Origin of the sequence: Acidovorax sp. Root568, assembly GCF_001427445.1 — a bacterium.
GTDB lineage: Bacteria > Pseudomonadota > Gammaproteobacteria > Burkholderiales > Burkholderiaceae_C > Acidovorax > Acidovorax delafieldii.
In genome coordinates, this window is the sequence record NZ_LMGP01000014.1 from 370,644 (window position 1) to 396,015 (window position 25,372).

31 protein-coding genes are annotated in these 25,372 nt (G+C 67.3%); 14 read left to right on the forward strand and 17 right to left on the reverse strand.

What is annotated here, in order from left to right; all coding sequences use genetic code 11:
- The first annotated feature begins 78 nt into the window (after positions 1 to 78).
- On the forward strand, positions 79 to 540 hold the full coding sequence (locus ASD75_RS11255) for an Lrp/AsnC family transcriptional regulator (RefSeq protein WP_056059735.1): 462 nt from the start codon (positions 79 to 81) through the stop codon (positions 538 to 540).
- 36 nt (positions 541 to 576) lie between these two features.
- Here the strand turns inward: ASD75_RS11255 and ASD75_RS11260 are convergent, their stop codons facing one another.
- From ASD75_RS11260 to phnG, 12 genes are all read right to left on the reverse strand, one after another.
- The gene (locus tag ASD75_RS11260) at positions 577 to 1,161 is read right to left on the reverse strand and encodes a phosphonate degradation HD-domain oxygenase (RefSeq protein WP_056745664.1); all 585 of its coding nucleotides are present in this window, start codon (positions 1,159 to 1,161) and stop codon (positions 577 to 579) included.
- Positions 1,162 to 1,174: 13 nt separating this feature from the next.
- Positions 1,175 to 1,981, reverse strand: coding sequence for a phosphonate ABC transporter, permease protein PhnE (phnE, locus tag ASD75_RS11265; protein WP_056059739.1), 807 nt, complete (start codon positions 1,979 to 1,981; stop codon positions 1,175 to 1,177).
- A gap of 34 nt (positions 1,982 to 2,015) precedes the next feature.
- A complete protein-coding gene (gene phnD / locus ASD75_RS11270; RefSeq protein ID WP_056745666.1) occupies positions 2,016 to 2,963 on the reverse strand; it encodes a phosphonate ABC transporter substrate-binding protein in 948 nt (315 codons plus the stop codon).
- Between the two features lie 45 nt (positions 2,964 to 3,008).
- Positions 3,009 to 3,869, reverse strand: a complete 861-nt coding sequence (gene phnC / locus ASD75_RS11275) for a phosphonate ABC transporter ATP-binding protein (RefSeq protein WP_056745669.1) — start codon at positions 3,867 to 3,869, stop codon at positions 3,009 to 3,011.
- A 111-nt stretch (positions 3,870 to 3,980) separates the two neighbouring features.
- A complete protein-coding gene (locus ASD75_RS11280) occupies positions 3,981 to 5,135 on the reverse strand; it encodes an alpha-D-ribose 1-methylphosphonate 5-triphosphate diphosphatase (RefSeq protein WP_056745671.1) in 1,155 nt (384 codons plus the stop codon).
- Positions 5,132 to 5,863, reverse strand: a complete 732-nt coding sequence (gene phnL / locus ASD75_RS11285) for a phosphonate C-P lyase system protein PhnL (protein ID WP_056745673.1) — start codon at positions 5,861 to 5,863, stop codon at positions 5,132 to 5,134. Before phnL ends, ASD75_RS11280 begins: the two co-directional genes overlap by 4 nt.
- The gene (gene phnK / locus ASD75_RS11290; RefSeq protein WP_056745675.1) at positions 5,860 to 6,648 is read right to left on the reverse strand and encodes a phosphonate C-P lyase system protein PhnK; all 789 of its coding nucleotides are present in this window, start codon (positions 6,646 to 6,648) and stop codon (positions 5,860 to 5,862) included. Before phnK ends, phnL begins: the two co-directional genes overlap by 4 nt.
- Positions 6,645 to 7,106 (reverse strand): GNAT family N-acetyltransferase, encoded by a 462-nt coding sequence (locus ASD75_RS11295; protein ID WP_056745677.1) that lies wholly within the window; start codon positions 7,104 to 7,106, stop codon positions 6,645 to 6,647. The genes phnK and ASD75_RS11295 overlap by 4 nt, the downstream gene beginning before the upstream one ends.
- A complete protein-coding gene (locus ASD75_RS11300; protein ID WP_056745679.1) occupies positions 7,103 to 8,023 on the reverse strand; it encodes an alpha-D-ribose 1-methylphosphonate 5-phosphate C-P-lyase PhnJ in 921 nt (306 codons plus the stop codon). The genes ASD75_RS11295 and ASD75_RS11300 overlap by 4 nt, the downstream gene beginning before the upstream one ends.
- Entirely contained in the window at positions 8,020 to 9,132 is a 1,113-nt protein-coding gene (locus tag ASD75_RS11305; protein ID WP_056745681.1) for a carbon-phosphorus lyase complex subunit PhnI, read from the reverse strand. The genes ASD75_RS11300 and ASD75_RS11305 overlap by 4 nt, the downstream gene beginning before the upstream one ends.
- Positions 9,133 to 9,134: 2 nt before the next feature.
- Positions 9,135 to 9,776: a phosphonate C-P lyase system protein PhnH gene (gene phnH, locus ASD75_RS11310; protein ID WP_056745683.1), complete on the reverse strand. Its 642-nt coding sequence runs from the start codon at positions 9,774 to 9,776 to the stop codon at positions 9,135 to 9,137.
- A complete protein-coding gene (phnG, locus tag ASD75_RS11315) occupies positions 9,773 to 10,285 on the reverse strand; it encodes a phosphonate C-P lyase system protein PhnG (RefSeq protein ID WP_056745685.1) in 513 nt (170 codons plus the stop codon). Before phnG ends, phnH begins: the two co-directional genes overlap by 4 nt.
- Positions 10,286 to 10,360: 75 nt before the next feature.
- Here phnG and phnF point away from each other — a divergent pair, with 75 nt between their 5' ends.
- Genes phnF through ASD75_RS11340 form a run of 5 tightly spaced genes read left to right on the forward strand, consistent with a single transcriptional unit; the run spans position 10,361 to position 14,127 of the window.
- The gene (gene phnF, locus ASD75_RS11320) at positions 10,361 to 11,143 is read left to right on the forward strand and encodes a phosphonate metabolism transcriptional regulator PhnF (protein ID WP_056745687.1); all 783 of its coding nucleotides are present in this window, start codon (positions 10,361 to 10,363) and stop codon (positions 11,141 to 11,143) included.
- Positions 11,130 to 11,858 (forward strand): DUF1045 domain-containing protein, encoded by a 729-nt coding sequence (locus tag ASD75_RS11325; RefSeq protein WP_056745689.1) that lies wholly within the window; start codon positions 11,130 to 11,132, stop codon positions 11,856 to 11,858. The genes phnF and ASD75_RS11325 overlap by 14 nt, the downstream gene beginning before the upstream one ends.
- A complete protein-coding gene (phnN, locus tag ASD75_RS11330; RefSeq protein WP_056745691.1) occupies positions 11,855 to 12,469 on the forward strand; it encodes a phosphonate metabolism protein/1,5-bisphosphokinase (PRPP-forming) PhnN in 615 nt (204 codons plus the stop codon). Before ASD75_RS11325 ends, phnN begins: the two co-directional genes overlap by 4 nt.
- Positions 12,466 to 12,888, forward strand: a complete 423-nt coding sequence (gene arsC / locus ASD75_RS11335) for an arsenate reductase (glutaredoxin) (RefSeq protein ID WP_056745693.1) — start codon at positions 12,466 to 12,468, stop codon at positions 12,886 to 12,888. The genes phnN and arsC overlap by 4 nt, the downstream gene beginning before the upstream one ends.
- Before the next feature lie 39 nt (positions 12,889 to 12,927).
- Positions 12,928 to 14,127: an MFS transporter gene (locus ASD75_RS11340; protein ID WP_056745696.1), complete on the forward strand. Its 1,200-nt coding sequence runs from the start codon at positions 12,928 to 12,930 to the stop codon at positions 14,125 to 14,127.
- Between the two features lie 4 nt (positions 14,128 to 14,131).
- Here ASD75_RS11340 and ASD75_RS11345 read toward each other — a convergent pair whose 3' ends face one another.
- The gene (locus ASD75_RS11345) at positions 14,132 to 14,806 is read right to left on the reverse strand and encodes a DNA-3-methyladenine glycosylase I (RefSeq protein WP_082565006.1); all 675 of its coding nucleotides are present in this window, start codon (positions 14,804 to 14,806) and stop codon (positions 14,132 to 14,134) included.
- 82 nt (positions 14,807 to 14,888) lie between these two features.
- Here ASD75_RS11345 and ASD75_RS11350 point away from each other — a divergent pair, with 82 nt between their 5' ends.
- From ASD75_RS11350 to ASD75_RS11360, 3 genes are read left to right on the forward strand one after another with little or no spacing between them, the layout of a single operon-like run.
- On the forward strand, positions 14,889 to 16,061 hold the full coding sequence (locus tag ASD75_RS11350) for an aminopeptidase (RefSeq protein WP_056745700.1): 1,173 nt from the start codon (positions 14,889 to 14,891) through the stop codon (positions 16,059 to 16,061).
- A complete protein-coding gene (locus tag ASD75_RS11355; RefSeq protein WP_056745702.1) occupies positions 16,054 to 16,461 on the forward strand; it encodes a polyhydroxyalkanoic acid system family protein in 408 nt (135 codons plus the stop codon). The genes ASD75_RS11350 and ASD75_RS11355 overlap by 8 nt, the downstream gene beginning before the upstream one ends.
- Positions 16,462 to 16,469: 8 nt before the next feature.
- Complete coding sequence (locus ASD75_RS11360; RefSeq protein WP_056745703.1) at positions 16,470 to 17,174, forward strand: nitroreductase; 705 nt, start codon at positions 16,470 to 16,472, stop codon at positions 17,172 to 17,174.
- A 21-nt stretch (positions 17,175 to 17,195) separates the two neighbouring features.
- Here ASD75_RS11360 and ASD75_RS11365 read toward each other — a convergent pair whose 3' ends face one another.
- Entirely contained in the window at positions 17,196 to 18,257 is a 1,062-nt protein-coding gene (locus tag ASD75_RS11365; RefSeq protein ID WP_056745705.1) for an ornithine cyclodeaminase, read from the reverse strand.
- Positions 18,258 to 18,458: 201 nt separating this feature from the next.
- Here ASD75_RS11365 and ASD75_RS11370 point away from each other — a divergent pair, with 201 nt between their 5' ends.
- Positions 18,459 to 19,379, forward strand: a complete 921-nt coding sequence (locus ASD75_RS11370; protein WP_056745707.1) for a hydroxymethylglutaryl-CoA lyase — start codon at positions 18,459 to 18,461, stop codon at positions 19,377 to 19,379.
- A 65-nt stretch (positions 19,380 to 19,444) separates the two neighbouring features.
- Here the strand turns inward: ASD75_RS11370 and ASD75_RS11375 are convergent, their stop codons facing one another.
- Positions 19,445 to 19,699 carry an acyl-CoA-binding protein gene (locus ASD75_RS11375; protein WP_056745710.1) on the reverse strand — a complete coding sequence of 85 codons (255 nt, stop codon included), beginning with the start codon at positions 19,697 to 19,699 and terminating at the stop codon, positions 19,445 to 19,447.
- 149 nt (positions 19,700 to 19,848) lie between these two features.
- On the opposite strand from ASD75_RS11375, the gene ASD75_RS11380 reads away from it, so the two are divergent.
- Positions 19,849 to 21,483 carry a wax ester/triacylglycerol synthase family O-acyltransferase gene (locus ASD75_RS11380; protein WP_056745712.1) on the forward strand — a complete coding sequence of 545 codons (1,635 nt, stop codon included), beginning with the start codon at positions 19,849 to 19,851 and terminating at the stop codon, positions 21,481 to 21,483.
- Positions 21,484 to 21,533: 50 nt separating this feature from the next.
- Positions 21,534 to 22,073 carry a DUF922 domain-containing Zn-dependent protease gene (locus ASD75_RS11385; protein WP_235511601.1) on the forward strand — a complete coding sequence of 180 codons (540 nt, stop codon included), beginning with the start codon at positions 21,534 to 21,536 and terminating at the stop codon, positions 22,071 to 22,073.
- A gap of 52 nt (positions 22,074 to 22,125) precedes the next feature.
- Here the strand turns inward: ASD75_RS11385 and ASD75_RS11390 are convergent, their stop codons facing one another.
- Positions 22,126 to 22,734, reverse strand: coding sequence for a TetR/AcrR family transcriptional regulator (locus ASD75_RS11390; protein ID WP_056745716.1), 609 nt, complete (start codon positions 22,732 to 22,734; stop codon positions 22,126 to 22,128).
- An 89-nt stretch (positions 22,735 to 22,823) separates the two neighbouring features.
- On the opposite strand from ASD75_RS11390, the gene ASD75_RS11395 reads away from it, so the two are divergent.
- Positions 22,824 to 23,291, forward strand: a complete 468-nt coding sequence (locus ASD75_RS11395; protein WP_056059789.1) for a nuclear transport factor 2 family protein — start codon at positions 22,824 to 22,826, stop codon at positions 23,289 to 23,291.
- A 33-nt stretch (positions 23,292 to 23,324) separates the two neighbouring features.
- Here the strand turns inward: ASD75_RS11395 and ASD75_RS11400 are convergent, their stop codons facing one another.
- Positions 23,325 to 24,272 (reverse strand): LysR family transcriptional regulator, encoded by a 948-nt coding sequence (locus tag ASD75_RS11400; protein ID WP_056745718.1) that lies wholly within the window; start codon positions 24,270 to 24,272, stop codon positions 23,325 to 23,327.
- A gap of 118 nt (positions 24,273 to 24,390) precedes the next feature.
- On the opposite strand from ASD75_RS11400, the gene ASD75_RS11405 reads away from it, so the two are divergent.
- The gene (locus ASD75_RS11405) at positions 24,391 to 25,329 is read left to right on the forward strand and encodes a dihydrodipicolinate synthase family protein (RefSeq protein ID WP_056745719.1); all 939 of its coding nucleotides are present in this window, start codon (positions 24,391 to 24,393) and stop codon (positions 25,327 to 25,329) included.
- The last annotated feature ends 43 nt before the right edge of the window (positions 25,330 to 25,372 follow it).

The following is a 25,372-nucleotide window of genomic DNA, read 5'->3' on the forward strand; positions in this document are numbered from 1 at the left end:
AATTTATGGAAACCGCAAGGTTTTCGGAATTTTTACCAAAATCGAGCGGCTATGCAAGCAAATATTCAGACAGATGACATGGACGCCAGAATTATTTCGGCGCTAGGCGCCGATGGGCGACGTTCCTATGCCGATGTGGGGGCCGAAGTGGGACTGTCCACCGCCGCCGTGCACGAGCGCGTGAAGAAGCTTCTGGACAAGGGCGTGATCCGCCGGTTTTCGATCAGCGTGGACCCGGAACGCGTGGGGCTGAACTTCACCGCGTTTGTGGCGATCCGCAACGATGGCGGCGCGCACTGCCGCGACATTGCGCCGCGCCTGCGCGGTATCCCCCAGGTGGAGGAGTTGCACAGCGTGGCTGGCGAGCACGACTTCCTGGCCAAGATCCGCACCACACACGCACGCGGGCTGGAGGACGTGCTCTACCAGATCAAGGCGATTCCCGGCGTGGCGCGCACCACGAGCACCGTGGTCCTGAACACCGAATTCGAGGACCGGCCGCTGGACCTGGGCTGGGTGAATGGCGACAAGGGAGGTTGATGCGCAGGGGCGGCCTCGGCTTGGTCGCGCGGCTTTTTACGCAGCCACCGGGGCGAGTTCAGCCGCAGCAGCAACAGTCGCCGGAACTGGCACCAGACGCTGCACCAGCGCCATGTAGTAGCCCAGCGGGGGCGTGACCAACCCCGGCACCTTGGCGTGGTCGTCATAGCGGCGCAGGCGGATGGCCTCCTGCGCAAAAGGCTGGGCCGCAAACTGCATCGCCTCTTTGGGCGTGAAGGGCCCGCCCTGCAGCACTAGGCTGTGCTGCGATGCGGGCGACAGTGTCTCCCAGTACCCCGGCTCCATGGTGCACAGGTAGCGCTTGGCATCCACATGCAGGCGGATGGGCTCCAGCACCGCGTCGGGCAGTAGGCCCCGCAAGAACGGGATGGCCATGTACTGGTGCAGGTCGTCCTGCTCGGCCGTGTCGCCCCCCGGCGCCAGCAGGTGGCCCAGGTCGTGCAGCAGGGCCGCGACGACGGTGGCCGGGGTTTCACCCGATTTTTCGGCCCACTGTGCACACTGCAGCGCATGCTCCAGCTGGCTGACCGCCTCGCGGCCGTACTGGTTCACGCCCCGCGTGGCAAGCAGGTGGGTGATGTCTTCAAGGGTCAATGCCACGGTGTGCTCCTTGTCAGACCAGTGCCTTGCGGATGCGGGCCGACACCAGGTCGATAACACTCACCGTGACCACGATGATGAGCATGACCGCGCAGGTCTCGGCGTACTGGAAGCCCCGGATGATTTCCCACAGCACCACCCCAATGCCCCCGGCGCCCACCATGCCCACCACCGAAGCCGAACGCACGTTGGCTTCAAAGCGGTACAGCGTGTACGAGATCCACAGCGGCATGACCTGCGGGATCACGCCATAGATGATTTCGTGCAGTGCGCTCGCACCGGTGGAGCGGATGCCTTCCACGGGCTGCGGGTCAATCGCCTCCACGGCTTCGGAGAACAGCTTGGCCAGGGTGCCCGAGGTGTGGATCCACAGGGCCAGGACACCCGCAAAAGGCCCCAGGCCCACGGCCACCACAAACAGCATGGCAAACACCATTTCGTTGATGGCGCGGCACGCGTCCAGCACGCGGCGCACCGGCTGGTAGACCCACCAGGGCACGATGTTGGACGAGGCCAGCAGTGCCAGCGGCACGGCGGTGACCACCGCCAGCGCCGTGCCCCACAGCGCGATCTGCAGCGTGACCAGCATCTCCTGCACATAGATCTGCCACTGCGCAAAATTGGGCGGAAAGAACTCCGCCGCATAGCTGACCATGTTGCCCGAGTCGTTCCACAGATCGAACGGGCGCATGTCGGCGCCCTTCCAGGACGCCGCCAGCAACACCAGCAGGATGCCCCACGACAGGTACCAGGCCAGGCTGCGCTTGGGCGACGAGGTGCCGGCCAGTGTGGCCAGCGAGGGATTCAAAGCAGAGGACATGGAGACACCCGGGCCATAACAAGAAACCTACGGATTACTTCAACGACGCCAGCTGCTGGTCGATCTCGGCCAGGCGGGTCTTCTTGTCAGAATCAGCCAGCGTCGCGTCGGCCTCGATCTTGTTGCGCTTGCCGAACAGGTCCAGCTGGCGGATGGGGGTGAGCTGTGCGTTCGTTGATGGCTTGAAGCCCGAGAGCTTGGAGATCTTCATCACGATCTCCTTCTCGCGCGCATCGGTCTTGGCGTAGTTGTAGAAGAAGTCGCGGATCTTGGTCTTGGTGGCCTCGGGCAAGTCCTTGCGCATCACCAGCGGGTCCAGCGGAATCAGGGGCGAGGTCCAGACGATCTTGATGTCCTTGAACTTCTCGGGCTGGCGCTCCTTGATCTTTTCCAGGTTCTCGCTGTTGTTGGTGGCCACATCCACCTGCTTGTTGGCCACGGCCAGCGCGTTGGTCTCGTGGTTGGCACTGCGCGTGATCTTGAAGTGCGTCTTCGCGTCGATCTTGTTCTGTGCAAAGGCGTAGTAGCCGGGCACCAGGAAGCCCGAGGTGGAGTTGGGGTCGCCGTTGCCAAAGCTCAGCGACTTGCCGTTCTTGAGCACGTCATCCAGGGTGGCCAGGGAGCTGTCCTTGTGCACGATGAGGTGCGAGTAGTAGCCCTGCGTGCCGTCGGCGTTCACCATCTGCGCAAAGACTTCGCCGTTGGCGCGGTCCACGGCTTCCATGGCCGACTTGTTGCCCAGCCAGGCCACCTGCATCTTGTTGAAGCGCATGGCTTCGATGAGGCCTGCGTAGTCGGATGCAAAGAAGGCATTGATCTTCAGACCGGTCTGCTTGGCCATGTCATCCAGCAGGGGCTGCCAGTCTGCCTTGAGGTTTTGCGAGGCCTCGGTCGAGATCATGCCGAAGTTGATGTCCTGGGCCAACGCGCCCGTGGTCAAACCCAGCCCGATCGTCAGGGCGGCACACAGTTTCTTGAACATGTTGAAAACTCCAGAGAAAGGAATTGAAAAGAAACAAAAGGCCGTTCAGGCGGCCTGGACCATGGCGGGCGCCCACTGTGGGACGGGTGTTGGGGCGTGCACGGGTGCTGTGGGGGCACCCGCTGCATCCGCCAGAATTTCGTCGGCGTGCACGCCATACAGGCTGCGCAGCAGTGCGGGCGTGAGGGCCGCCGAGGGGCCGTCGTACACCACCTGACCGTGGTGCAAGGCCACCACGCGGGGGCAGTATTTGATGGCCACATCCACCTGGTGCAGCGACACGATGACAGTGCAGCGGTCCTCGCGGTTGATGCGGGCCAGGATGTCCATGACCTTGCGCGAGGACTCCGGGTCGAGCGACGCGATGGGCTCGTCGGCCAGCACCACCTTGGCGCCCTGCACCAGCGTGCGGGCAATGGCCGCGCGCTGCTGCTGCCCGCCGGACAGGGTGGAAGCACGTTGTGCATGGCATTCGGCAATGCCCACGCGGTGGAGCGCTTCCAGCGCCAGCGCGCGCTCCTGCGGCTTGAACATGCGCAGCCAGCCGCGCCACCAGGGCGTGCGGTGCAGCAGGCCCACCAGCACGTTCATCAACACCGGCAAGCGGTCCACCAGGTTGAACTGCTGGAACACAAAGCCCACCTGCGAACGCACCTTGCGGATGTCGCTGTGGATGCGCCCGCCCTGCTGCACGCAGCGACCATCGACTTCGATCAGCGAATCGCTGGCCGCATCGGCTACCACCAGGCCCGCCACGTGGCGCAGCAGGGTGGACTTGCCCGAGCCCGAGGCACCAATCAGCGCCACCATCTCGCCGCGCTGCACGGTGAGGTTGATGTCGCGCAGGGCGTGTTTGCCGTTGGCGAAATGCTTGTTCAGTTGGTGGATGTGCAGTGCGGCGGTCATGGCAGCCTCCTGGGGGTTAAGTCGTCTAGACAACCGGAGTGTGGTTGTGGGGCGTGACAGTGCTTTGACAGTTGGGAGAAGTTTGGATGTCAGGAAAGACTTGCACGCGCTCTACAGGACGCGCTGCCCTTCGCGCCACACTCCACGCACCACGGCCTGGCGGCCGCCATCGGGCAGCTCGGCCATGTGCACCTGCACCAGGTCGGCGCGCAGGCCGGGCGCCAGTGCGCCCCGGTCCAGCATGCCCGCCGCCTTGGCCGGGTTGTGGGTGACGGTGGCCACGGCCTGTGGCAGGGGCAGGATGTCGTCCTGTACCAGCCGCATCACCGCGCTCAGCAGACTGCCGGGCACATAGTCGGACGAGAGGATGTCCAAGAGCCCCCTGCGCGCCAAGTCGGCCGCCGCCACGTTGCCCGAATGCGAACCACCGCGCACCACGTTGGGCCCGCCCATCACGGTGAGCAGCCCCCGCTCATGCGCAGCCTGGGCTGCGGCCAGTGTGGTCGGGAACTCCGACATCGCGGCCCCTTCGGCATGGGCCTGCTCCACATGGGCCACCGTGGTGTCGTCGTGGCTGGCCAGCGAGATGCCGTGTGTGCGGCAGTAATCCACAAAGTACGCACGGTGTGGCTCGGCATACTGCGCCTGCAGCGTGGCCGCGTGCGCCACCTGGCGCTCGAATTTCTCGGCGCTCCAGCCCTTCTTGCCGGTGTAGTAGGTGCGCGCCTGCTCGATGTTCTCCCACTGGCGCTGGCCCGGGGTGTGGTCCATCAGCGAGATCAACGACAGGCGCGGGTGCCCGTGGAAGGGCTCGAACAGGTCGATGGTGTTGGGCGCAGGCAGCTCGCAGCGCACATGCAGGTGGTGGTCGGCCCGCAGCAGGTTGCGCTCGGTGCAGGTGTCGATGGTGTCGAGCACGCGGTTCCAGGCGCTGCCGCGAAGGCTGTCCACATCGGCCTCGCCCACGCCCAGCGCGTCCAGCACCGTGGTGATGCCGGCCGCCGCAATCTCGGCGTCGTGCGCCAGCAGCGCAGGCATCTCGGCCCATTGCACCTTGGGTCGCGGCATCAGGTGGCGCTCGAAGTTGTCGGTGTGGATTTCAACCAGCCCGGGCAGCAGGTAGTCGCCCCCCAGGTCGATGCCTTGCAAGGCCGCAGTGGCCCCGCTGTCCAGCGACGCAATGCGCCCGCCATCCACGTGCAAGCTGCCCAACACCACTTCGCCCGGCAACACCATGCGGGCGTTCTTGAACACTGTTGCATTCATGCCGATGCTCCCCGAAAGTCACCCACGTTCACGCGGCGCGTGGCCACCGCCGCACCCACCTGCGCATCGTGAAAGATGCCCACCAGGGCCGCGCCGCGCGCTACGGCCTCGCGGATCATGGCGATCACGGTCTCGGTGTTGGCTGCATCGAGCGATGCGGTGGGCTCGTCCAGCAACAGCAACGGCTTGGGCTTGATCATGTTGCGGGCAATGTTGATGCGCTGCTGCTCCCCGCCGGAGAACGTGGCAGGTGGCAGGTGCCACAGCCGCTCAGGGATACGCAGACGGGTCAGCCACTGGCGGGCGGCCTCGCGTGCGGCCTCGATGCCCGCTGGGTCGTCGCCGGCGTCTTCCGCCAGTGGCTCGGCCACCACGTCCAGCGCCGACACGCGCGGGATGACCCGCAGAAACTGGCTCACATAGCCCACGGTGTCGCGCCGCAGCTGCACCAGCGCACGCGGCGTGGCCTGCGTCACATCCACCACGGCGCCATCGGCCGAGCGCACCGTGATGCGCCCCGCATTGACCCGGTAGTTGGCGTAGATCATCTTGAGCAGCGTGCTCTTGCCCATGCCCGAGGGTCCGTCCAGCACCACACATTCACCGGGCTGCACGGCCAGGTCCACGTGGGCGAGCACCGGCAGTTCGATGCCGTTCTGGTGGTGCAGGGTGAAGCGCTTGGCCACCCCTTGCATCTGGAGAATGGGCGCAATGGAAGACTGGTTCATGGCTGCAGTACCGAAGAAACGAGGAGCTGGGTGTAGGGGTGTTGCGGGTCGTCGAGCACCTGATCGGTCAGGCCCGCTTCGACCACGCGGCCGCGCTGCATGACCACCATGCGGTGGGCCAGCAGGCGCGCTACGGCCAGGTCGTGCGTGACCACAATGGCCGCCAACTGCATCTGCCGTGTGAGCTGGCGCAGCAGGTCCAGCAGGCGCGCCTGCACCGACACATCCAGGCCCGAGGTGGGTTCGTCCATGAACACCAGGCGGGGCTGGGTGACGAGGTTGCGCGCAATCTGCAGGCGCTGGCGCATGCCGCCCGAAAACGTGCGCGGTGCATCGTCGATGCGCGCCGCGTCGATCTCCACGCGCTGCAGCCATTCGGTGGCCGTGGCGCGCAGCTTTCCGTAGTGGCGCTCACCCAGGCCCATCAGGCGCTCGCCCACGTTGGCACCGGCGGACACATCCATGCGCAGGCCGTCCGCCGCGTTCTGGTGCACAAAGCCCCAGTCAGTGCGGGCCAGCAGACGCTGCTGCGCTTCGGTCATGGCATAGATGTCCTGCAGCTCGCCGCTGCGCTGGCGGAACTGCACCGTGCCTTCGTCCGGGGCGCTGCGTGCTGCAATGGCGTTGAGCAGCGTGGACTTGCCGGAGCCCGACTCCCCCACCACGGCGAGCACCTCGCCGGGCCACAGGTCAAAGGACACGCCTTGCAGCGCCACGCGGTCGCCATAGCGCTTGCTGACGTTGCGCACGCTCAGCAGCGGCGCAGAAGGTTCGGGGTGATTCATGTGAGGGTCTCGACAACAAAGCTCAGGCCATGCTGCGCAAAGCCCAAGGATTCATAGAAGGCATGCGCGCCCTTGCGGCGGGCGTTGGACGAGAGCGCGAGCTTGTAGCAGCCCGCGTCGCGCGCCTGCTGCATGGCGTGGGCCATCATCTGCCGGCCAATGCCTCGGCCCTGCTGGTCCGGCGCCACCACCACGTCTTCCACGATGGCCGAGGGCGTGCCCCGGTGCGCCAGGTTGTGCATGACGAGCAGCGCATAGGTGCCCACCACGGCGCCGTGCTGCGCGGGGTCGCAGGCCACCCACAGGCGGTAGCTGGGGTAGCGGGCGAACTGGGCCCACACGGCCTGGGCTTCTTCCAGGGTCAGCACGTCGACCGGGCTGTCTTCAATGGCGGCATACAGCGCCAGCACGCTCTCCAGGTCTGCCTGCCGGGCTTCGCGGAGGTGCACGGTGCTCATGCGGCGCCGCCTTCCACCCGCGCCGTTTCGGCCTGCTGCGCCTGGCGCTCCTGGCAGTAGTCCGAATCGGAACAGACATGCATGCGCCCGCCCTGGTCGTCGGTGATGACCTCGTCCAGAAAGCTGTCGGTGGCGCCACACAGCGCACAGGCAGCATCCCAGCGCTGCACCTCGAAGGGGTGGTCCTCAAAACCCAGGCTCTCCACCGGTGTATAAGGCGGCACGGCGTAGATGCGCTTTTCGCGGCCCGCGCCAAACAGCTGCAGCGCGGGGTTCATGTGCATCTTGGGGTTGTCGAACTTAGGGATGGGCGACGGCGCCATCACATAGCGGCCGTTGACCAGCACGGGGTAGTCGTAGGTGGTGGCGATGTGGCCGTAGCGTGCGATGTCTTCGTAGAGCTTGACGTGCATGAGCCCGTACTCGGCCAGGCCGTGCAACGTGCGCGTTTCGGTCTCGCGTGGCTCCAGGCGCTGCATGGGCTCGGGCACGGGCACCTGGTAGACGATGACCTGGCCTTCGGTCAGCGGTGTCTCGGGGATGCGGTGGCGCGTCTGGATCAGCGTGGCTTCGCGCGTGCGGGTGGTGGTCGCCACGGCCGTGGTGCGCTCGAAGAAGCGGCGGATGTTGACGGCGTTGACCGTGTCATCCGATCCCTGGTCAATGACCTTGAGGCAGTCCTGCGGGCCGATGATGGACGCGGTAACCTGGATGCCGCCCGTGCCCCAGCCATAGGGCAGCGGCATCTCGCGCGAGCCAAAGGGCACCTGGTAGCCGGGGATGGCCACGGCCTTCAAGATGGCGCGGCGGATCATGCGCTTGGTGCGCTCGTCCAGGTAGGCAAAGTTAAAGTGGCCGTCCACCGGTGCGGCGTCGGCAGGCAGGCCCATTACGGCGGGTTCCATGGGCGCGTTCATGCGGCATCCTTCTCGGCGGGGGTGGTGGGGTGGGCGGCAGCGGCGCGCATCTTGCGCACCAGCTCCAGCTCGGACTGAAAGTCCACGTAGTGCGGCAGCTTCAGGTGCTGCACGAAGCCCGAGGCTTCGAGGCTGTCGCTGTGGCCCAGCACAAATTCCTGCATCTGCGCGGGCGACTCCACCGGCTCACCCAGCTCATCGGCACGCAGGGCGCGGTCCACCAGGCCCATGGCCATCGCCTTGCGCTCGCTGTGGCCAAACGCCAGGCCATAGCCGCGCGTGAACTGCGGGGGCTGGCTCTTGCTGCCTGCAAACTGGTTCACCATCTCGCACTCGGTGATCTCGATGTCGCCAATGTCGATGGCAAAGCCCAGTTCTTCGGGTTCGATCTCCACCGCCACCGTGCCCAGCCGCACCTCGCCCACAAAGGGGTGCGAGTGCGAATAGCCGCGCTGCGTGGAATACGCCATGGCGAGCAAGAAGCCCTCGTCGCCCCGCGCCAGGTTTTGCAGGCGTGTGGCGCGATTGGCGGGAAAACGCAAAGGCTCGCGGGTCAGGTCCGTGGGCGCAGGGTCGCCCGGGGGCACAGGGCGGGTCTCGATCAGGCCTTCCTGGTTGAGCAGGTCCACCACACGCGGCGTGGGGCTTGGCGGTGTTGCGGATGGCGCTGCGGCAGTACCCGCAGACTCCATCCCAGGGCCTTCGGCCAGCAGCTTGAAGTCGAGCAGGCGCTGCGTGTAGTCATAGGTGGGGCCCAGCACCTGGCCGCCCGGCAGGTCCTTGAAGGTGGCGGAGATGCGCCGGTCCAGCACCATGCGGCTGGTGTCCAGCGCGCAGGTGGTGCCCAGGCGCGGCAGCGTGGCGCGGTAGGCGCGCAGCAAAAAGATGGCTTCCACCAGGTCGCCTGCTGCCTGCTTGATGGCAAGGGCCGCAAGCTCGGGGTCGTACACCGATCCCTCGGTCATGACGCGGTCCACCGCCAGCTTCAGCTGCTGGCGGATCTGCGCCACCGAGAGTTCGGGGTGCGAGACATCGCCCCGGCGCTGGCGGGCCAGCAACTGGTAGCTGTTGAGAATGGCGGCTTCTCCGCCTTTGACGGCTACGTACATGCTCAGGCCTCCTGAAGGGCAGTGGCGCTGCGCATCGCCAGCGTGGTGCGTGGCAGGCCCACGATGTGGTCTGGGGTGCCCAGCAACAAGTCCACACCGCGCGGAAACGCTGCGTGGTTGGCAAACCACTGGGTCTCGAAGTCGTCGGGCAAGCCGTCCACCTGCAAGGCCGCCATCTCCTGAATTCCCGGCCCGCGCAATTGCCACGCATTGATGGCGTCCGCCGTGGTGGCGGTGGCGCGCGGTACATCGACCACGCAGGTGGCCGATTGGTCCGGGTAGACGTCGGTGCCCAAGGCCAGGCTGCCGAGCGCTGGCCATTCGTCGCCCTGCGCCACCCACACAAAGCGGGCCTGCACCGGATCGGTCACCAAGGTGCAGCCTGTGTGAAAGCGCAGCCAGGCACCGGCATCACTGGCTACCAGCTTGGGCGAGAGCCACAACGTGCAGTCGCTGTCGAGCAGCGCCAGCAGCACGGCAGCCGATGCGGCATGCCCCACGGCAGGAGCTTGCACGTCGTGTTCTACCGCCACCGTGCGGCCGGGGTGCGACAGCGCCTGCAGCACGGCGCGGAACACCGCCTGGCTGCCAAAGGCTTCTTTCGAGAATCCGGCACCCAGCGATGCCAAGGGGGTCGTGCTCATTCGGTGTCCTCGTCGTTGTCTGCACCGCTCTCGCGCGCCACGGTGAAAAAGTCCACCTTGGTGCTGGCGGCCCGCGCCTGGCGCTCGGCCTGGGTATTGCGCAGGTGGTTCCGGATGGGTTCGAGCAGTTGTGCGTCCAGCACCGGTTGCTGAACAGGGTCTTGCAGCAGCGCATCGGCCAAGGCCGCCAGCTGCACCTGGCGGTGCGAGCGGCCCAGCACGTAGGCCACGCCCACAGTGGCCTCGGCGGCGTCCGATGCGTCGGCCACGCGCAGCGCGCAGCGGGTGACGGTGACCTCGCCCAGGTTGAAGCGCTCGCCCGTGCCACCGGCGCGGCCCTGCACCATTATCAGGCCGGTCTCTGGCGCACGGAGCCAGCGCGCGGGGCGCGTGGCATGCTCGTGCAAGGCAGATTCGAGCAGCCCCAGCGGCGCCCGGGCCAGCAGCGCCATCCACTGCGCGCGGCCCAGGGGGCGGCCCGGTCCCGGGTTGTCAAAGGCTTGAAACATGGAAGTGGTACCCTGAAAGTTGTATAGACAAATTGAACAACTGGCGCCAGCTTAAAGAGCGCGCATGTAGGTTTCATGACAGCCAGCACCACCTCTCTCACGACCCCGCTACAGGTCCCGCAAGCACCACCACTGCGCCCTGCGCGCGACAGCTTCTGGACGCGCATAGCCGCCGAGCTGGCCGAGGCCATCGGCAGCGGCGTTTATCCGCCGGGCCAGCGACTGCCCTCGGAGCACGCGCTGGCCGAGCAGTTCGGCGTGAACCGCCACACCATCCGCCGCTCGCTCGCCAGCCTGTGCAGCCAGGGGCTGGTGCGCATCACGCAGGGCAGTGGCACCTATGTGGAAGACTTTGCGGTGGACCTGGTGCTGGGCAAGCGCACGCGCCACCAGCAGGGCCTGGCACAGGCCGGTCTGCGCGGCAGCCTGGTAGTGCTGCAGACCCAGACCACGCGCGCCACGGCGGCGCTGGCCAAGGCGCTGCAGGTGCCAGCGCGCAGCCCGCTGCTGGCGCTGCGCGTGCGGGGCGACGCCGAAGGCCAGCCCCTGCACATCAGCGAGCGCTACTTTCCCCTGCCCCGCTTCGAAAACCTGGCGGCTGTGGTGCGTGAGACTGGCTCCATCACCGCAGGCTTCACCGCCCATGGCGTGGCCGACTACACGCGCCGCGAAAGCCGCATCACCGCCGAGCTGCCGAGCGCCGAAGTGGCCGCCCAGTTGCGCCAGCCCACCGCACGCCCTGTGCTGCAGGTAGAGAGCCTGAACGTGGACCTGGCAGGCACGCCCATCGAATGGGCGCGCGCCTGGTTTGCAGGCGACCGCGTGAAACTGACCATTGACCACGATGAACACGCCTGACATGCCACCCACCCACCACCGCTATGCGGTCTATTTCGCACCCAACCCGGGCAGCCTGGGCTGGCTCGCCGGCAGCCACTGGCTGGGGCGCTGCGCTGCGCTGCTGCAGCCGCTGCAACAGCTCGCCATCGACGGCGTGGCGGCGGACGACCTGCACCGCCTGACCGCAGCGCCCCGCCGCTACGGCTGGCACGCCACACTCAAGGCGCCGTTTGCGCTGGCGCCCGGCGCCGACTGGATCACGCTGCACCAGGCCGTGCAGTCCGTGGCGCGCGGGCTGCAACCCTTTGTGCTGCCGCCCCTGCAGGTGCAACGCATCAACGACTTTCTGGCGCTGGTGCCCCCGCCGCTGCACCCCGCCAATGCGCAGATCCAGGAGACCGCCGCCACCTGCGTGACGGCGCTGCAGCCCTTGGCCGCACCCTTGTCCGACGCCGACCTCGCCCGGCGCCGCTCGGCGGGGCTCACTGCCCGGCAGGACGCGCTGCTGCAGCAATGGGGCTACCCCTTTGTGCTGGACGAGTTCCGCTTTCACCTGTCGCTCACCGGCAGCCTGGCGCAGGTGGACCCGCCAACACAGGCCTTGGTGTTCGAGGCCGCGCAGGAGTTCTTCTCGGACCTGCCCATCCTGAAGTTCAACAGCCTGGCCTTGTTCGCAGAGCCCGCACCCGGCGCCGACTTTGTGCTGCTGGATCACCTGGAGATGGGCGCATGACCGCGGGCCGGCTGGTCTACTGCATGGGCCCCTCGGGCGCGGGCAAGGACAGCCTGCTGGACTGGCTGCGCGCCCACCTGCCTCAGCCCTGCACCGTGCACTGGGCGCAGCGCACCATCAGCCGTGCCGCGACGTCTGCCGGCGAAGTGCATGAAAGCGTTTCGCCCCAAACGTTTGTTGCGCTGTGCAGCGACCACGCCTTTGCCCTGCACTGGCAGGCCAACGGCCTGGGCTACGGCGTGCGGCATGCGCAACTGGCGCCGCTGGCCCAAGGCCACTGGGTGCTGCTCAATGGCTCGCGCGCCTACCTGCCTGAGGCCCTGGCACGGTTCCCGGACCTGGTGGCCGTGCACATCACCGCCAGCCCGCAGGTGCTGCGCGGACGTCTGCTGGCGCGCGGCCGCGAGACGCGCGAAGAGGTGGAGGCCCGGGTGCAGCGCGCGCTGGCCTACAGCCCGCCGCCGGGCGCGGCCAGCCTGGAGGTGCACAACGACGGAGCGCTGGGCGATGCGGGCCTGCGGCTGCTGAACGCGTTGGAAAATTTACCGGGCTGGCCCCAGCGCAGTGGCAAACTTTCGCCCATTGTTTCCGTACTTTCCAGCACGCCATGACCACCATCACGATCTATCACAACCCCAAATGCGGCACGTCCCGCAACACGCTGGCCATGATCCGAAACAGCGGCGTGGAGCCCGAGGTCATTGAGTACCTCAAGACCCCGCCCGACCGTGCCACGCTGGTGGCGCTGATTGCTGCCACGGGCGAGCCGGTGATCAACGCCGTGCGCACCAAGGAAGCGATCTTCACCGAGCTGCAACTGGACGCACCGAGCGTCACCGACGCACAGCTCATCGACGCGATGCTGCAGCACCCCATCCTCATCAACCGCCCCATCGTGGTCACGCCCCTGGGCACGCGGCTGTGCCGCCCGTCCGAGAAAGTGCTGGACATCCTGCCCGCGCCCCAACAAGGCGCCTTCACCAAGGAGGATGGCGAAGTCGTCATCAACGCGCAGGGCCAGCGTGTCTGAGGCAACCTCGCGCGCCCCCGCCATGGCCCACCGCGCGGCATGAGCGCCGCCTCGCAACGCTGGACCGTGGCGCGCCTGGGCACGGCCCAGACGCTGGCCTGGGCCTCGTCCTACTACCTGCCTGCCATGCTGGCCGCGCCCATGGCGCGCGACCTGGGTGTGGCCACCCCCACGGTGTTCGCGGCGTTTTCCGTGGCGCTCATCGTGTCGGCGCTGCTCGGGCCTTTCGCGGGCCGAGCCATCGACCGCCATGGCGGCCGCCCGGTGCTGATGGGCACCAACCTATTGTTTGCAGCTGCTCTGGCGGGCATGGCCCTGGCGCAAGGCCCGGTGGGCCTGTTTGCCGCGTGGGTGCTGATGGGCGTGGCCATGGGGTCGGGCCTTTACGAGGCGGCGTTTGCCACGCTGGTGCGGCTGTACGGCCAGGGCGCGCGCAGCGCCATCACCGGCATCACGCTGATCGCGGGGTTCGCCAGCACCGTGGGCTGGCCGCTGTCGGCCTGGATGGAGACGCAGTGGGGTTGGCGCGGCGCGTGTGCGGGCTGGGCCGCATTGCACTTGCTGGTGGGCGTGCCGCTCAATGGCTGGCTGCCGCGCGCCGACGCCGCAGACAAGGCCCCCGAACCATCGACGGACGCCATCGCAGCGCCCACCACAGAACCGGCCGTATCCGCCCCGCCCACTCCAGCTCACCCGCTGCGCACCACCGTGCTGCTGTCCTTCGTGTTTGCGGTCACCTGGTTCACGAGCACCGCCATGGCAGCCCACCTGCCTCGCCTGCTGCAGGCCAGTGGCACATCGCTGCAGGCGGCAGTGGCCCTGGCGGCGCTGGTGGGCCCGGCACAGGTGGCGGCGCGCCTGCTGGAGTTTGGTTTTCTGCGCCGCCTGCACCCGCTGCTGTCGGCCCAGCTGGCTGCCGCCGCACACCCCGTGGGCGCGGGCCTGCTGATGGTGCTGGGCGGGCCTGCTGCCGTAGTATTTACCGTGCTGCACGGAGCAGGCAACGGGATACTGACCATTGCCAAGGGCACGCTGCCACTGGTGCTGTTTGGGCCAGCAGGCTACGGCGCGCGCCAGGGCCTGATGATGGTGCCCGCCCGCGTGGCGCAGGCTTTTGCACCGGTGCTGTTTGGCATGCTGCTGGACAGCGCCGGGGCAGCGGCCCTGTGGCTCACCACACTGCTGGGCCTCGCCGCGTTGGGAGCGCTGTGGCTACTGCGTCCCGTGGCGCGGGTCTGAACAATCAACCGCGCGGCACCACAAACGCCTTGCGCGCAGCGAGCGCTGCGGGGCGCGAGTGGCAGCCTTCCAGGTGGTCATTGACCAGCCCCATCGCCTGCATGAAGGCGTACACCGTGGTCGGACCCACAAAGCTCCAGCCGCGCTTTTTCAGGTCCTTGGACATGGCAATGGAAGCCGGCGATGTGGACAGGGTGCGCGCCACTTCGCGCGTGAGGCGCTCGGGCCGGTCGGTGGCAGCGGGCTCGTAGCGCCAGGCGTAGTGCGCCAGCGAACCAAACTCGCGCCGCAGCTCCAGCACACGGTGGGCATTGTTGATGGTGGACTCGATCTTGCCCCGGTGGCGCACGATGGCCGCGTCCTGCACCAGGCGCTCGACCTCGGCCGGGCCGAAGGCTGCGACCTGCTCGGCGTCGAAGTTCGCGAACGCCGCGCGAAAGCCCTCGCGCTTGTTCAGGATGGTGAGCCAGCTCAGGCCCGACTGAAAACCCTCCAGGCAGATCTTCTCGAACAGCCGGCGGTCGTCGGCCACTGGAAAGCCCCACTCGGTGTCGTGGTAGTGGCGGTACAGCGGCGTGGCCTGGCACCAGGTGCAGCGCGGGCACCCCGCCTCGTCGGCGAAAAGGCCGTCGGCCAGCGCAGGTGGGCGAGCAGGATCGGGAGCGGTCAAAGGGGTCATGCGCGGCATTCTAGAAAGCGCAACAGCCAGGCTGCTGACAGGGCGAACGCAAAGGGTTCAATCTGCCCATAAACTGCGCTGCATGCGCCAGCCACTTTCCCGCCTGAGGGCCACTTTCAGCCTGATGTTTTGCCTGGTGCTGGCCGGCTGCGCCGGCACCACCGGTCCCTCCAGCGCGCTGGGCTACTACTGGCAATCGCTGCGCGGGCACATGCAGATCATGCATGCCGCAGAACCGATTGACGACTGGGTGGCGCGCAAGGACATCTCGCCCGCCCTGCGCGAGCGGCTGCAGCTGGCGCAACGTGCGCGGGCCTTTGCGGTGGCAGAACTCGGCCTGCCCGACAACGCCAGCTACCGCCGCTATGCCGACCTGAAGCGCCCCGCCGCCGTGTGGAATGTGGTCGCCGCGCCGCCCTATTCGCTGACGCTGCACACCTGGTGCTTTCCGGTCACGGGCTGCATCGGCTACCGGGGCTATTTCACCGAAGCTGCGGCACAGGCCGAGGCCGCCGAGCTGTCCGCACAGGGCCTGGAGGTGGAGGTGTACGGCGTGCCCGCCTACTCCACGCTGGGCTACATGAACTGGGCGGGCGGCGACCCGCTGCTGTCCACCTTCATCGCCTGGCCCGAGGGAGACTTTGTGCGCCTGCTGTTCCACGAGCTGGCGCACCAGGTGGTCTATGCCAAGAACGACACCTTGTTCAACGAGTCCTTTGCCACGGCGGTGGAACGCATTGGCGTGGCGCGGTGGCTGGCCACGCAGTCCACCCCCGCCGCGCGCGAGGCCTACGCCACCAGCGAAGCGCGGCGCAGCGCCTTCCGCATGCTCACCCGGGCCACGCGCACCCGCCTGTCGGCCATTTATGAGCAGAAGGAGCTTCAAGCGCTAGAAGATCATGCCTTGAGCGCTATGAAAAAAGAAGCAATGCAAGCATTTCGCGACGACTATGCCGCACTGCGCGCACGCTGGCTGGACACGCCCGGCGGGACGCTCCCCCGGGCCACCACAGCCCAGGTGGCAGGCTACGACCGCTGGGTGGCCCAGGCCAACAACGCCAGTTTTGCCGCCCAGGCCGCCTACGACGAACTGGTGCCCGCGTTCGAGGCCTTGTTTGAACGCGAGGGGCGCAACTGGCCCCGGTTTTATGATGCCGTACGGCAACTGACGCAGCAGCCCCAGCCCGAGCGGCACGAGGCCCTGCGCGCCCTTTTACCTGACCCCCAACACCTCAAGGAGACAGCCGGTGCCTGACATTCATATCCACCGCGAACACCACCTGGGTTTCAAGGAAGCCCGCAAGGTCGCCTTCTCCTGGGCCGAGAAGGCCGAAGAAAAATTCGACATGGAATGCACCTACGAAGAGGGCGACAAGGAAGACCTGCTCACCTTCACCCGCTCGGGCGTCAAGGGCACGCTGCTGGTGGATGCGCACCAGTTCGAGATGAAAGCACAGCTCGGCTTTCTGTTCGGCGCGTTCAAGGACCGCATCGAGGCCGAAATTGGCGAGCAGCTGGACGCCCTGCTCAACGCGCCCCACCCTGGCGCCAAGAAGCCCGCCGCCGACAAGAAGAAACATGCGGCAGACGCGGATGCTGACAAGCCGGCCCCCAAGGCAGCGGCCAAGCCTGCCGCCAAGGCCAAGAAGGCCTAGCCACCGCCATGACATCCACCGCGAGCGAGACCGCCGCCCACAGCCCGGCGTTTGACACCCTCTCCACGCTGCTCCACACCCGCTACAGCTGCCGCGCTTTTCTGCCCGAGCCGTTGCCGCGCGGCACCATCGAAGCCATCCTGGCCACCGCGCAGCGCACAGCATCGTGGTGCAACGCGCAGCCCTGGCAGCTCACCATAGCCAGCGGCGCCACGCTGGAGCGCCTGCGCAGCGCACTGCAGTCGCACATGACCACCGCAGCCCCCAACCCCGACCTGCCCTGGCCCCGCGAATACCGGGGCGTGTACCAGGAACGGCGGCGCGAATGCGGCTGGGGCCTGTACGAAGCCCTGGGCATTGCCAAGGGTGACCGCGAAGCCTCGGCCCGCCAGGCGGCGCAGAACTTCACGATGTTCGGCGCACCGCATGTGGCCATCGTCACCAGCGACGAGGCACTGGGCGTCTATGGTGCGGTGGACTGTGGCGCGTATGTGAGCAACTTCATGCTGGCCGCGCACAGCCTGGGCGTGGGCTCCATCGCACAGGCGGCGCTGGCGTCCTACCCCGGCGTGCTGCGCGAGGTGCTGGGCATTGGCAACGACCGCAGCATCGTCTGCGGTATCTCCTTTGGCATGGCGGACCCAGCCCACCCGGCCAACCATTTCCGCACCACACGCGCCGACTCCGCCAGCAGCGTGGTCTGGAGGGACTGAGAAGGGGTGACCGGACAGGCGTCAGGCCACAGCGCGCAGCAGGGGGTTGTGCGTGCGCAGCAGCCCAAACAGGTTCTTGGGGTCTGACAGCTGGGGGATGAGTTCGATGGGTTGGCCCATGCCCAGCTCGGCGGCCGTGTCGCGCAAGAAGCGCAGCGCGGAAAAGTCCTCCAGCGCAAAGCCTACGGAGTCAAACACCGTTATTGCAGCATCGCTGGCCCGGCCGGTGTGTTGGCCTGCCAGCACTTCCCACAGCTCGGTCACCCCAAAGTCGGCCGGCAGCTGCTGGACGTCGCCTTCGATGCGCGTCTGCGGCGCGTATTCCACAAACACCTGGGCCTGGCGCAGCACGTCGGCATGCAGCTCGGTCTTGCCGGGGCAGTCGCCCCCCACGGCGTTGATGTGCATGCCGGGCGCCAGCATGCCGGGCGTGAGGATGGTGGCGTTGGTCTTGTCGGCCGTGACCGTGGTCACGACGTCGGCGCCGCGCACGGCCTCGGCCGTGCTGTTGCAGGCCACGGTGCGCAGGCCTGTGCCTTGCAGGTTGGCCTGCAGCTTGGCGGTGGCGGCCGGGTCGGTATCAAACAGCCGCAGCGTGGTGATGCCCAGCAGGTGGTGGAAGGCCAGTGCCTGGAACTCGCTTTGGGCGCCGTTGCCGATCAGCGCCATGGTGCGGCTGCCAGGCCGCGCCAGGGCGCGGGCGGCCACGGCCGACATGGCGGCGGTCCGCAGGGCCGTGGTGAGCGTGAGTTCGCTCAGCAGCAGCGGCGCGCCCGTGGCCACATCGGCCAGCACGCCAAACGCCATTACCGTAGGCAGGCCCCAGCGCGTGTTCTTGGGGTGGCCGTTGACGTACTTGAACGCATAGGTCTGGTCATCGGCAATGGGCATGAGTTCGATCACGCCGTCGCGCGAGTGGCTGGCCACACGTGCGGATTTGTCGAATGCGCCCCAGCGCAGAAAGTCGGCCTGGATGTAGTCGGCAATGCCGCGCAGGCAGGCCTCGACGCCTTTGCGTTGCACCATGTCGATGACATCGGTGGCACTGAGGTAGCGGGTGGAAAAAGGATGGTGTGAGGGCATGGCGCTTGTCTCCGAATGGAAATGGATACGGCTCCAAGCAGTGTCTCGAAGCGCCAAAACAATGGGAATCGCCCAATCTGCTGCATATTGCTGGGCTGTTTGCAGGTATGGCATCACAAATTGCCACTTTGTTCAAAACCCCCAGAGCACCTTCTGGCAGCGCCAGCGCGCTATCCTCGGCGGCATTCTCCGTCCAGCACCATGACGCAACCCCAAGTCCTCATCAGCGAAGTCGGCCCGCGCGATGGCCTGCAGTCCGTCAAAGCCACCATGCCCACGGCCGACAAGTTGCGCTGGATCGACGCCCTGGTGGCGGCCGGCCTGCGTGAGATCGAAGTCGGCTCGTTCGTGCCCGCCCGCCTGCTGCCCCAGATGGCCGATGTGGCCGAAGTGGTGCGGCACGCGCTCACCCACCCTGGCATCACCGTGATGGCCCTGGCGCCCAACCTGCGCGGCGCCGAGGCGGCGCTGGCAGCAGGGGTGCACAAGGTCACCCTGCCGGTATCGGCCAGTGCTGCCCATTCGCTGGCCAATGTGCGCAAGACGCGCGAGGCCATGGTCGAGGAGGTGCGCGCCGTGGCACAGCTGCGTGACGCGCAGTCGCCCGGCGTGCTGGTGGAGGTGGGGCTGTCCACCGCCTTTGGCTGCACGCTGCAGGGCGTGGTGCCCGAGGACGATGTGATCTGGCTCGCAGGCCTGTGCGCCGAGGCCGGCGCCGACGAGGTGGGCCTGTCGGACACCACCGGCATGGCCAACCCGGCGCAGGTGCGCCGCCTGTTCACGCGCCTGCGCGCCGAGCTTGGTGCCAAGGCCGGTGCGGCCCACATGCACAACACCCGTGGGCTGGGGCTGGCCAACTGCCTGGCGGCCTACGACGTGGGGGTGCGCACCTTTGATGCGTCGCTGGGCGGCCTGGGCGGCTGCCCCTATGCGCCGGGCGCGTCGGGCAACGTGGTGACCGAAGACCTGGTGTTCATGTTCGAAGCCATGGGCATTGCCACGGGGGTGGACCTGGAGCGCCTGATGGCCGCCCGCGTGCCGCTGCAGGCGGGGCTGCCGGGCGAGCCGGTTTACGGCATGACGCCGGAAGCCGGGCTGCCCAAGGGGTGGGTCCAGCGTTAGGCGCCTCTGCCCCCAAAGAAAAAGGCGACCAAGGTCGCCTTTTTCTTTGGGGGGTCACCGCCGTATCAGCTCAGCGAGGTGATCAGGTCCACATACAGTTGCTTGGCCTCGTCGGCACCCGTGCCCTTGAGCTTTTCCCAGGCGTCCCACTTGGCACGGCCCACCATGTCGGAGAAGCTGGGCTTCTTCTCGGTGTTGTCGCCGGCGGTGGCTTGCTTGTACAGCGCGTAGATCTTGAGCAGCGTGGCGTTGTCGGGACGCTCGCTCAGGTTCTTGGAATTGGCCACGGCGGCTTCGAAGGTGGCATTGAGGTCGGCCATGTCGGTGTGCTCCTTGGGATGTGTGGGGGGAGGGAAAGAACGGTGTCGGCAAGGGTTTGCTGCGTTGTATCTTACGGGCTGAGCACGGCCCGGGGCCGCTCAATCCATAGAGGCAAGCCCCCAAAAATCAAACAATAGGTGTACATCTGATGGTGACCCGCATTCCAGCCCCCCGCAAAGCTGCCCCCGGCCGCAGCACGAGCCCCCTGCGCACCATGCGCTACCAGGCGCCTGAGGTGGCACGCAAGGCCGCCCAGGCCCTGCCCCCCGCAGCCCGCAAGGCCGCCACCGTGGTGCAGAAGAACGTGCGCCGCGCGGCCACCGGCATGCTGGGCCTGTCGGGCGAACGCATGAGCAAGGTTGATACCGCCTGGCTGCGCATGGATTCGCACAGCAACCTGATGATGATCAACGGCGTGTGGACCCTGTCACCCGGCATCACCTGGGAGGCCTTGTGCGAACGCGTACAGCAGCGCCTGCTGCAGTACCCGCGCTTTCGCCAGCGGGTGGTGGAAGATGCCGCAGGCGCCACCTGGGTGGAGGACCGCAACTTCGACATCGCTGCGCATGTGCTGCGCGAAAAGCTGCCCCACCGCGCAGGCCACAGCATGCAGCGCGCACTGCAGGACCGCGTGGGCGAACTCGCCATGCAGCCGCTCGATACACGCCGCCCGTTGTGGCAAATGCACCTGATCGAAGACTTTGTGGGTGACGACGGCGCGAAGGGCAGCGCGCTCATCGTGCGCATCCACCACTGCATTGCGGACGGCATTGCACTCATCTCGGTGACCATGTCGCTGGTCGATGGCGGCTCGGAACCCCCCAAGCGCAAGGCGCGGGCAGACAAGGAAGCCGCCACCGCCGAGGACTGGATCGCCGACGCACTCATCAAGCCCTTCACCGGCCTCACCGTCAAGGCCCTGGACCTGGCGGGCGACAGCGCCGCCAAGTCGTTGCAGATGCTGGGCGACCCGGAAAAGGCCATGCACCACGGGCTGACCGGCACCATGGACATGGCCCGCGTGGCCTACCAGCTCGTCAGCGATGCGGCGGCATTGGCACTGATGCCTGACGACTCGCCCACGCGCCTGAAGGGCCAGCCCGGCAGCGCCAAGCGCGTGGCCTGGTGCCCGCCGATTCCGCTCGAAGAGGTCAAGGCCATCGGCAAAGCACTCAACTGCTCCATCAACGATGTGTTGCTGTCGTGTGTGGCGGGCGCCATCGGCGGCTACCTGCGCAGCCAGGGCGACGACCCCACGGGCCAGGAGATCCGCGCCATGATTCCGGTCAACCTGCGGCCCATGGAAGAGGCCTGGAAGCTGGGCAACCGCTTTGGCCTGGTGCCGCTGGTGCTGCCGATTGGCCTGGCCAACCCTGTCGAGCGCGTGTACGAAGTGCGCAAGCGCATGAATGCGCTCAAGGGCAGCACCCAGCCCATCCTGGCGTTTGCCATGCTGGCCGTGGCAGGCCTGATGATCAAGCCCGCGCAGGATGCACTGCTCAACCTGTTTGGCCGCAAGACCACGGCAGTGATGACCAACGTGCCCGGCCCCAAGGAGCAGCTGACGCTGTGCGGCGCACGCGTCACGCAGTGCATGTTCTGGGTGCCGCAGTCGGGTGACATCGGGCTGGGGGTCTCCATCCTCAGCTACGGCGGCGGCGTGCAGTTTGGCGTGATCACCGACACCACCCTGTGCCCCGAGCCGCAGCAGATCATTGATGCCTTTGCGCCCGAGTTCGACCAGCTGTCCCTGCTCACGCTGATGCTGCCGTGGGGCGACTGAACGCATCTGCGTTGCCAGAGCCACCACCCTGCGTGTGTCTGGGGTGGGTGGTGGCATTGCTGCTGTCTGCGGGTGGGGCACACGCGGCCGTGGAGGAAGAAAGCACCCAGCGGCCCTACGTGGTGCGCGCCCAGCCCGGAGAGACACTGCGCGATGCCCTGCATGCTGCAACGCCCATTTCGGTGGGTGGACAGCGCTTTCATGGCTACACCCGCTGGAACGTGCGCTGGACCTTCCGCTGGTGGCGCGAAGCCTCGGGCCGCTGTGCGATCACCGAAGTCAACACCCGGCTGCGCACCGAAGTGCAGCTGCCCGACCTGCAGGCCGCCAGCCCGTCGCAGCAGGCGGTTTTTGACCGCTATTTGCAGGCGCTGTCCCACCACGAGCAAGGCCATGTGCAGATCGGGCGCGATGCAGCGCAGGCCATTGACAAGGCTATCCGCCAGATGCCCGCAGCGTCCGACTGCGCCACGCTGGAGCGCGAAGCCAACGCCTTGGGCCACCGGCTGCTGCAGGACCACGTGGCACGCGAGAAGCAGTACGACCAGCGCACCCGCCACGGTGCCACACAAGGCGCACGGCTGGACTGACCATGCGGGCGGCCGCCAGAAACGTTCCCATCTTTCCTATCGGCCGACAGGCTCACCCCTTGCGCTGAGGAGGCGCCGCCACCAGCGCATCCGTCAGGCGGGACACTGCGGCCACCACCGCGGCCACGGGTTCGCCCATCTGCGCACGCACGATGGCGCCCTCCACCACCAGGGTGAGCGCCTGCGCGTCCTCCGCACGGTGGGAAGGCGCTGGCAACAAGGCAGCCAGCAACGCCGTCATGTCGCGCTTGTGGCGCTGCGCAATCTCCAGCACCTCCGGCACGGTGTCTCCCAGCTCGCTCACGCTGTTGATGAAGGCACAGCCCCGAAAGTGCTTGCTGCCCAACCATTCCGCCAGGGCAGGCGCCAATGCCCGCGTGCGATCCGCCCCTGAGGGCAGCGCGTGCGCATGGCGCTGCAGCGCGTCGGCGAACCAGCCCATCCAGCCCGCGTGCCGGTACTCCAGATACGCACAGATGAGCGCGTTCTTGCTCGGGAAATGCCGGTAGAAGGTCACCTTGGTCACGCCAGACTCCGCAATCACCCGGTCGATGCCCGTGGCGCGGATGCCATCCCGGTAGAACAGCGCGTGCGCCGTGTGCAGCAGGCGGTCTCGGGCGGGCAGGTCTTGCCAGCCGGGAGGGAGCGGATCAAAGGTCATTCGCTCATTGTAGACAAGTCTGTCTACATGACTTTATGATGGCACGTAGACAGACCTGTCTACATCAACCCTTCACCGTCGAGGTTCCCATGGAAACACGCCCGCCTTTGCCCCCCTTTACCCAACACACCGCCGTCCAGAAAGTGCGCCTGGCCGAAGACGGCTGGAACTCGCGCGACCCTGCCCGCGTGGCCCTGGCCTACACCGAGGACACGCGCTGGCGCAACCGCGCCGAGTTCCCCGTGGGCCGCGAGGCCGCCCGGCAGCTGCTGGAGCGCAAGTGGGCACGCGAACTGGACTACCGCCTCATCAAGGAGCTGTGGGCGTTCAGCGGCCACCGCATCGCCGTGCGGTTTGCCTACGAATGGCATGACGACGCAGGCCAGTGGTACCGCAGCTACGGCAACGAGAACTGGGAGTTCAACGACGCAGGCCTGATGGCCGTACGCCACGCCAGCATCAACGACCGCCCCATCCAGGCCGCAGACCGGCTGTTCTTCTGGCCGCTGGGGCGCCGGCCGGACGACCATCCGGGGCTGAGCGACCTGGGCCTTTAAGAATCGGCTGCCAGCCAGGGGAACGGCAAGCGCTCAGGCCTGCGGTGCCACCTGCGCCACCGCCAGTTCCCACAAGGACTCGGCCACTGGCGACATCTCGGCACGCTGGCGGTACAGGCGGATCTGCACCGGCACGTTCCAGTCTGCGCCCCCGGCAGCCACCAGCGTGCCGGCGCGCAACTCGTCGGCAATCAGGCTTTCGGGCAGCCAGGCCACGCCCCGCCCTTCCTGGGCCAGGGTCTTGAGCAACACCGCATGGTGCGCGGTGAACACCACCGCCACCGGGCCGTCAGCACCGTCAGCGAACACCCCGCGCATGCGGGCCCGCATGATGCGGCCCAGGCCCGACGCCTCGCTGTAGGCCAGCACGGGCACCGAGGCCTGCTGGCCCAGCGCATGCAACGGCTGGCCTGCTGCGCCGCCGGGCTGCGGCGCACTGACTGGCAGCAGCCGGTCGTCCGCCAGGCGGCACATGGGGTACTGCGCCTCGTCCAGGCGCCCCGGCACCTCGGCGTGGCCATGGCACAGCACAAACTGCACACGCCGCTGGAGCATCAGGTCTTCGCAGGCCTGCGAGCTGTCGGACATGGTCTGGATGGGCCCCAGCCGCAGCCGGGCCTCCATGCCCACCAGCCAGCGCGGAAAGAACGTGAGCGAGAGCACGTGCGTGGCCGCAAAGCGCAGGCTGGCAGCCGCCAAGTCGTGTGCAGCGCGGGCCTTGATGCGCGCAGCCTCCAGATTGGCCAGGATGGTTTCGAGCAGCGGCAGAAAGCGCTGGCCTGCCGCCGTGAGCGCCGCAGGATGGGCACTGCGGTCGAACAGCTCCACGCCCACCCAGTCTTCCAGTGCGCGGATATGGCGGCTGAAGGCGGGCTGGGCAATGGCGCGGGCCTCCGCCGCGCGCGAGAAATTGCCCGTCTCGGCCAGGGCGAGGAAATCCTCCAGCCATTCCAGGTCCAGGGGTCGGTTGCCGGGTCCCATGTGTCTCCGCGATGGATCGGTAGATAGTTGTATGCGATTCGAGTATTGGACCGCTGCAGCATGGCGCGGAATGATCCACCCCGTTGTTCACCAGCTTTTCCAACGGAGACAAGAAAGCATGCCTGCCATCTCGAATTATCGCGGGATCATCCCCGCCATCTCGTGCCCCTTCACCCCCGACCACCGCATCGACGAGCCCGCGCTGCGCAAGCTCGCCGCCTGGCTGGCAGGCCACGAGGGCGTGGTGGCCGTCATGACCAACGGCCACACCGGCGAGGTGTTCTCCCTCACACCGGCTGAACGCGCCGAGGTCACCCGCATCGTGGCCGACGAACTCAAGGGGCGCATGCCTGTCATTTCGTCCATCGTCTGCGAAGGCCTGGCCGACGCGGCCGACCATGCCCGCGCTGCCGTCGAGGCTGGTGCCGTGGCGCTGGACGTGATGCCCCCGCACCACTGGCTGCGCTTTGGCTTCACGCCCGGCCATGCACTGCAGTACTTCGAGGCCATCCACAAGGCGGCGCCCAACGCCGATCTGGTCTGCCACGTCTACCCGGCCTGGACGCGCGCCTCGTACTCGTCGCAGCTGCTGGCCGACCTGGCCCGGCTGCCCTACCTGCAGGCCTTCAAGGTGGGCCAGCGCGACATGAACAAGTACGCCCGCGACATCCAGGCGATCCGCGAGGCCGACGCGTCCAAGGCCATCCTGACCTGCCACGACGAGTACCTGCTGGCCTCGATGGTGCAGGGCGTGGACGGCGCGCTGGTGGGCTTTGCCACCTTCATCCCCCAGCTCATCATCGATCTGTGGAATGCGGTGAAGGCCGGCGACTTGAAGAAAGCCATGGCGGTGCAGGCTGTCATCACGCCCCTGAAGGACGCGGTGTATGGCGGCGGCGAGCCCACTGGCGAGGCCCACGCCCGCATGAAGGGTGGCATGTACCTGGCAGGCGTGATCGACGACGCCACCGTGCGCCCACCGACCGAGGCGCCCAACGCCAAGGAAGTCGAAGCGCTGCGCGCTGCAGTGAAGCAGGCCGGCCTGCTCAAGCGCTGAGCGGTCCCTGCGAGGCGCGGGGGATTTTGAGTCCCCCGCGCCT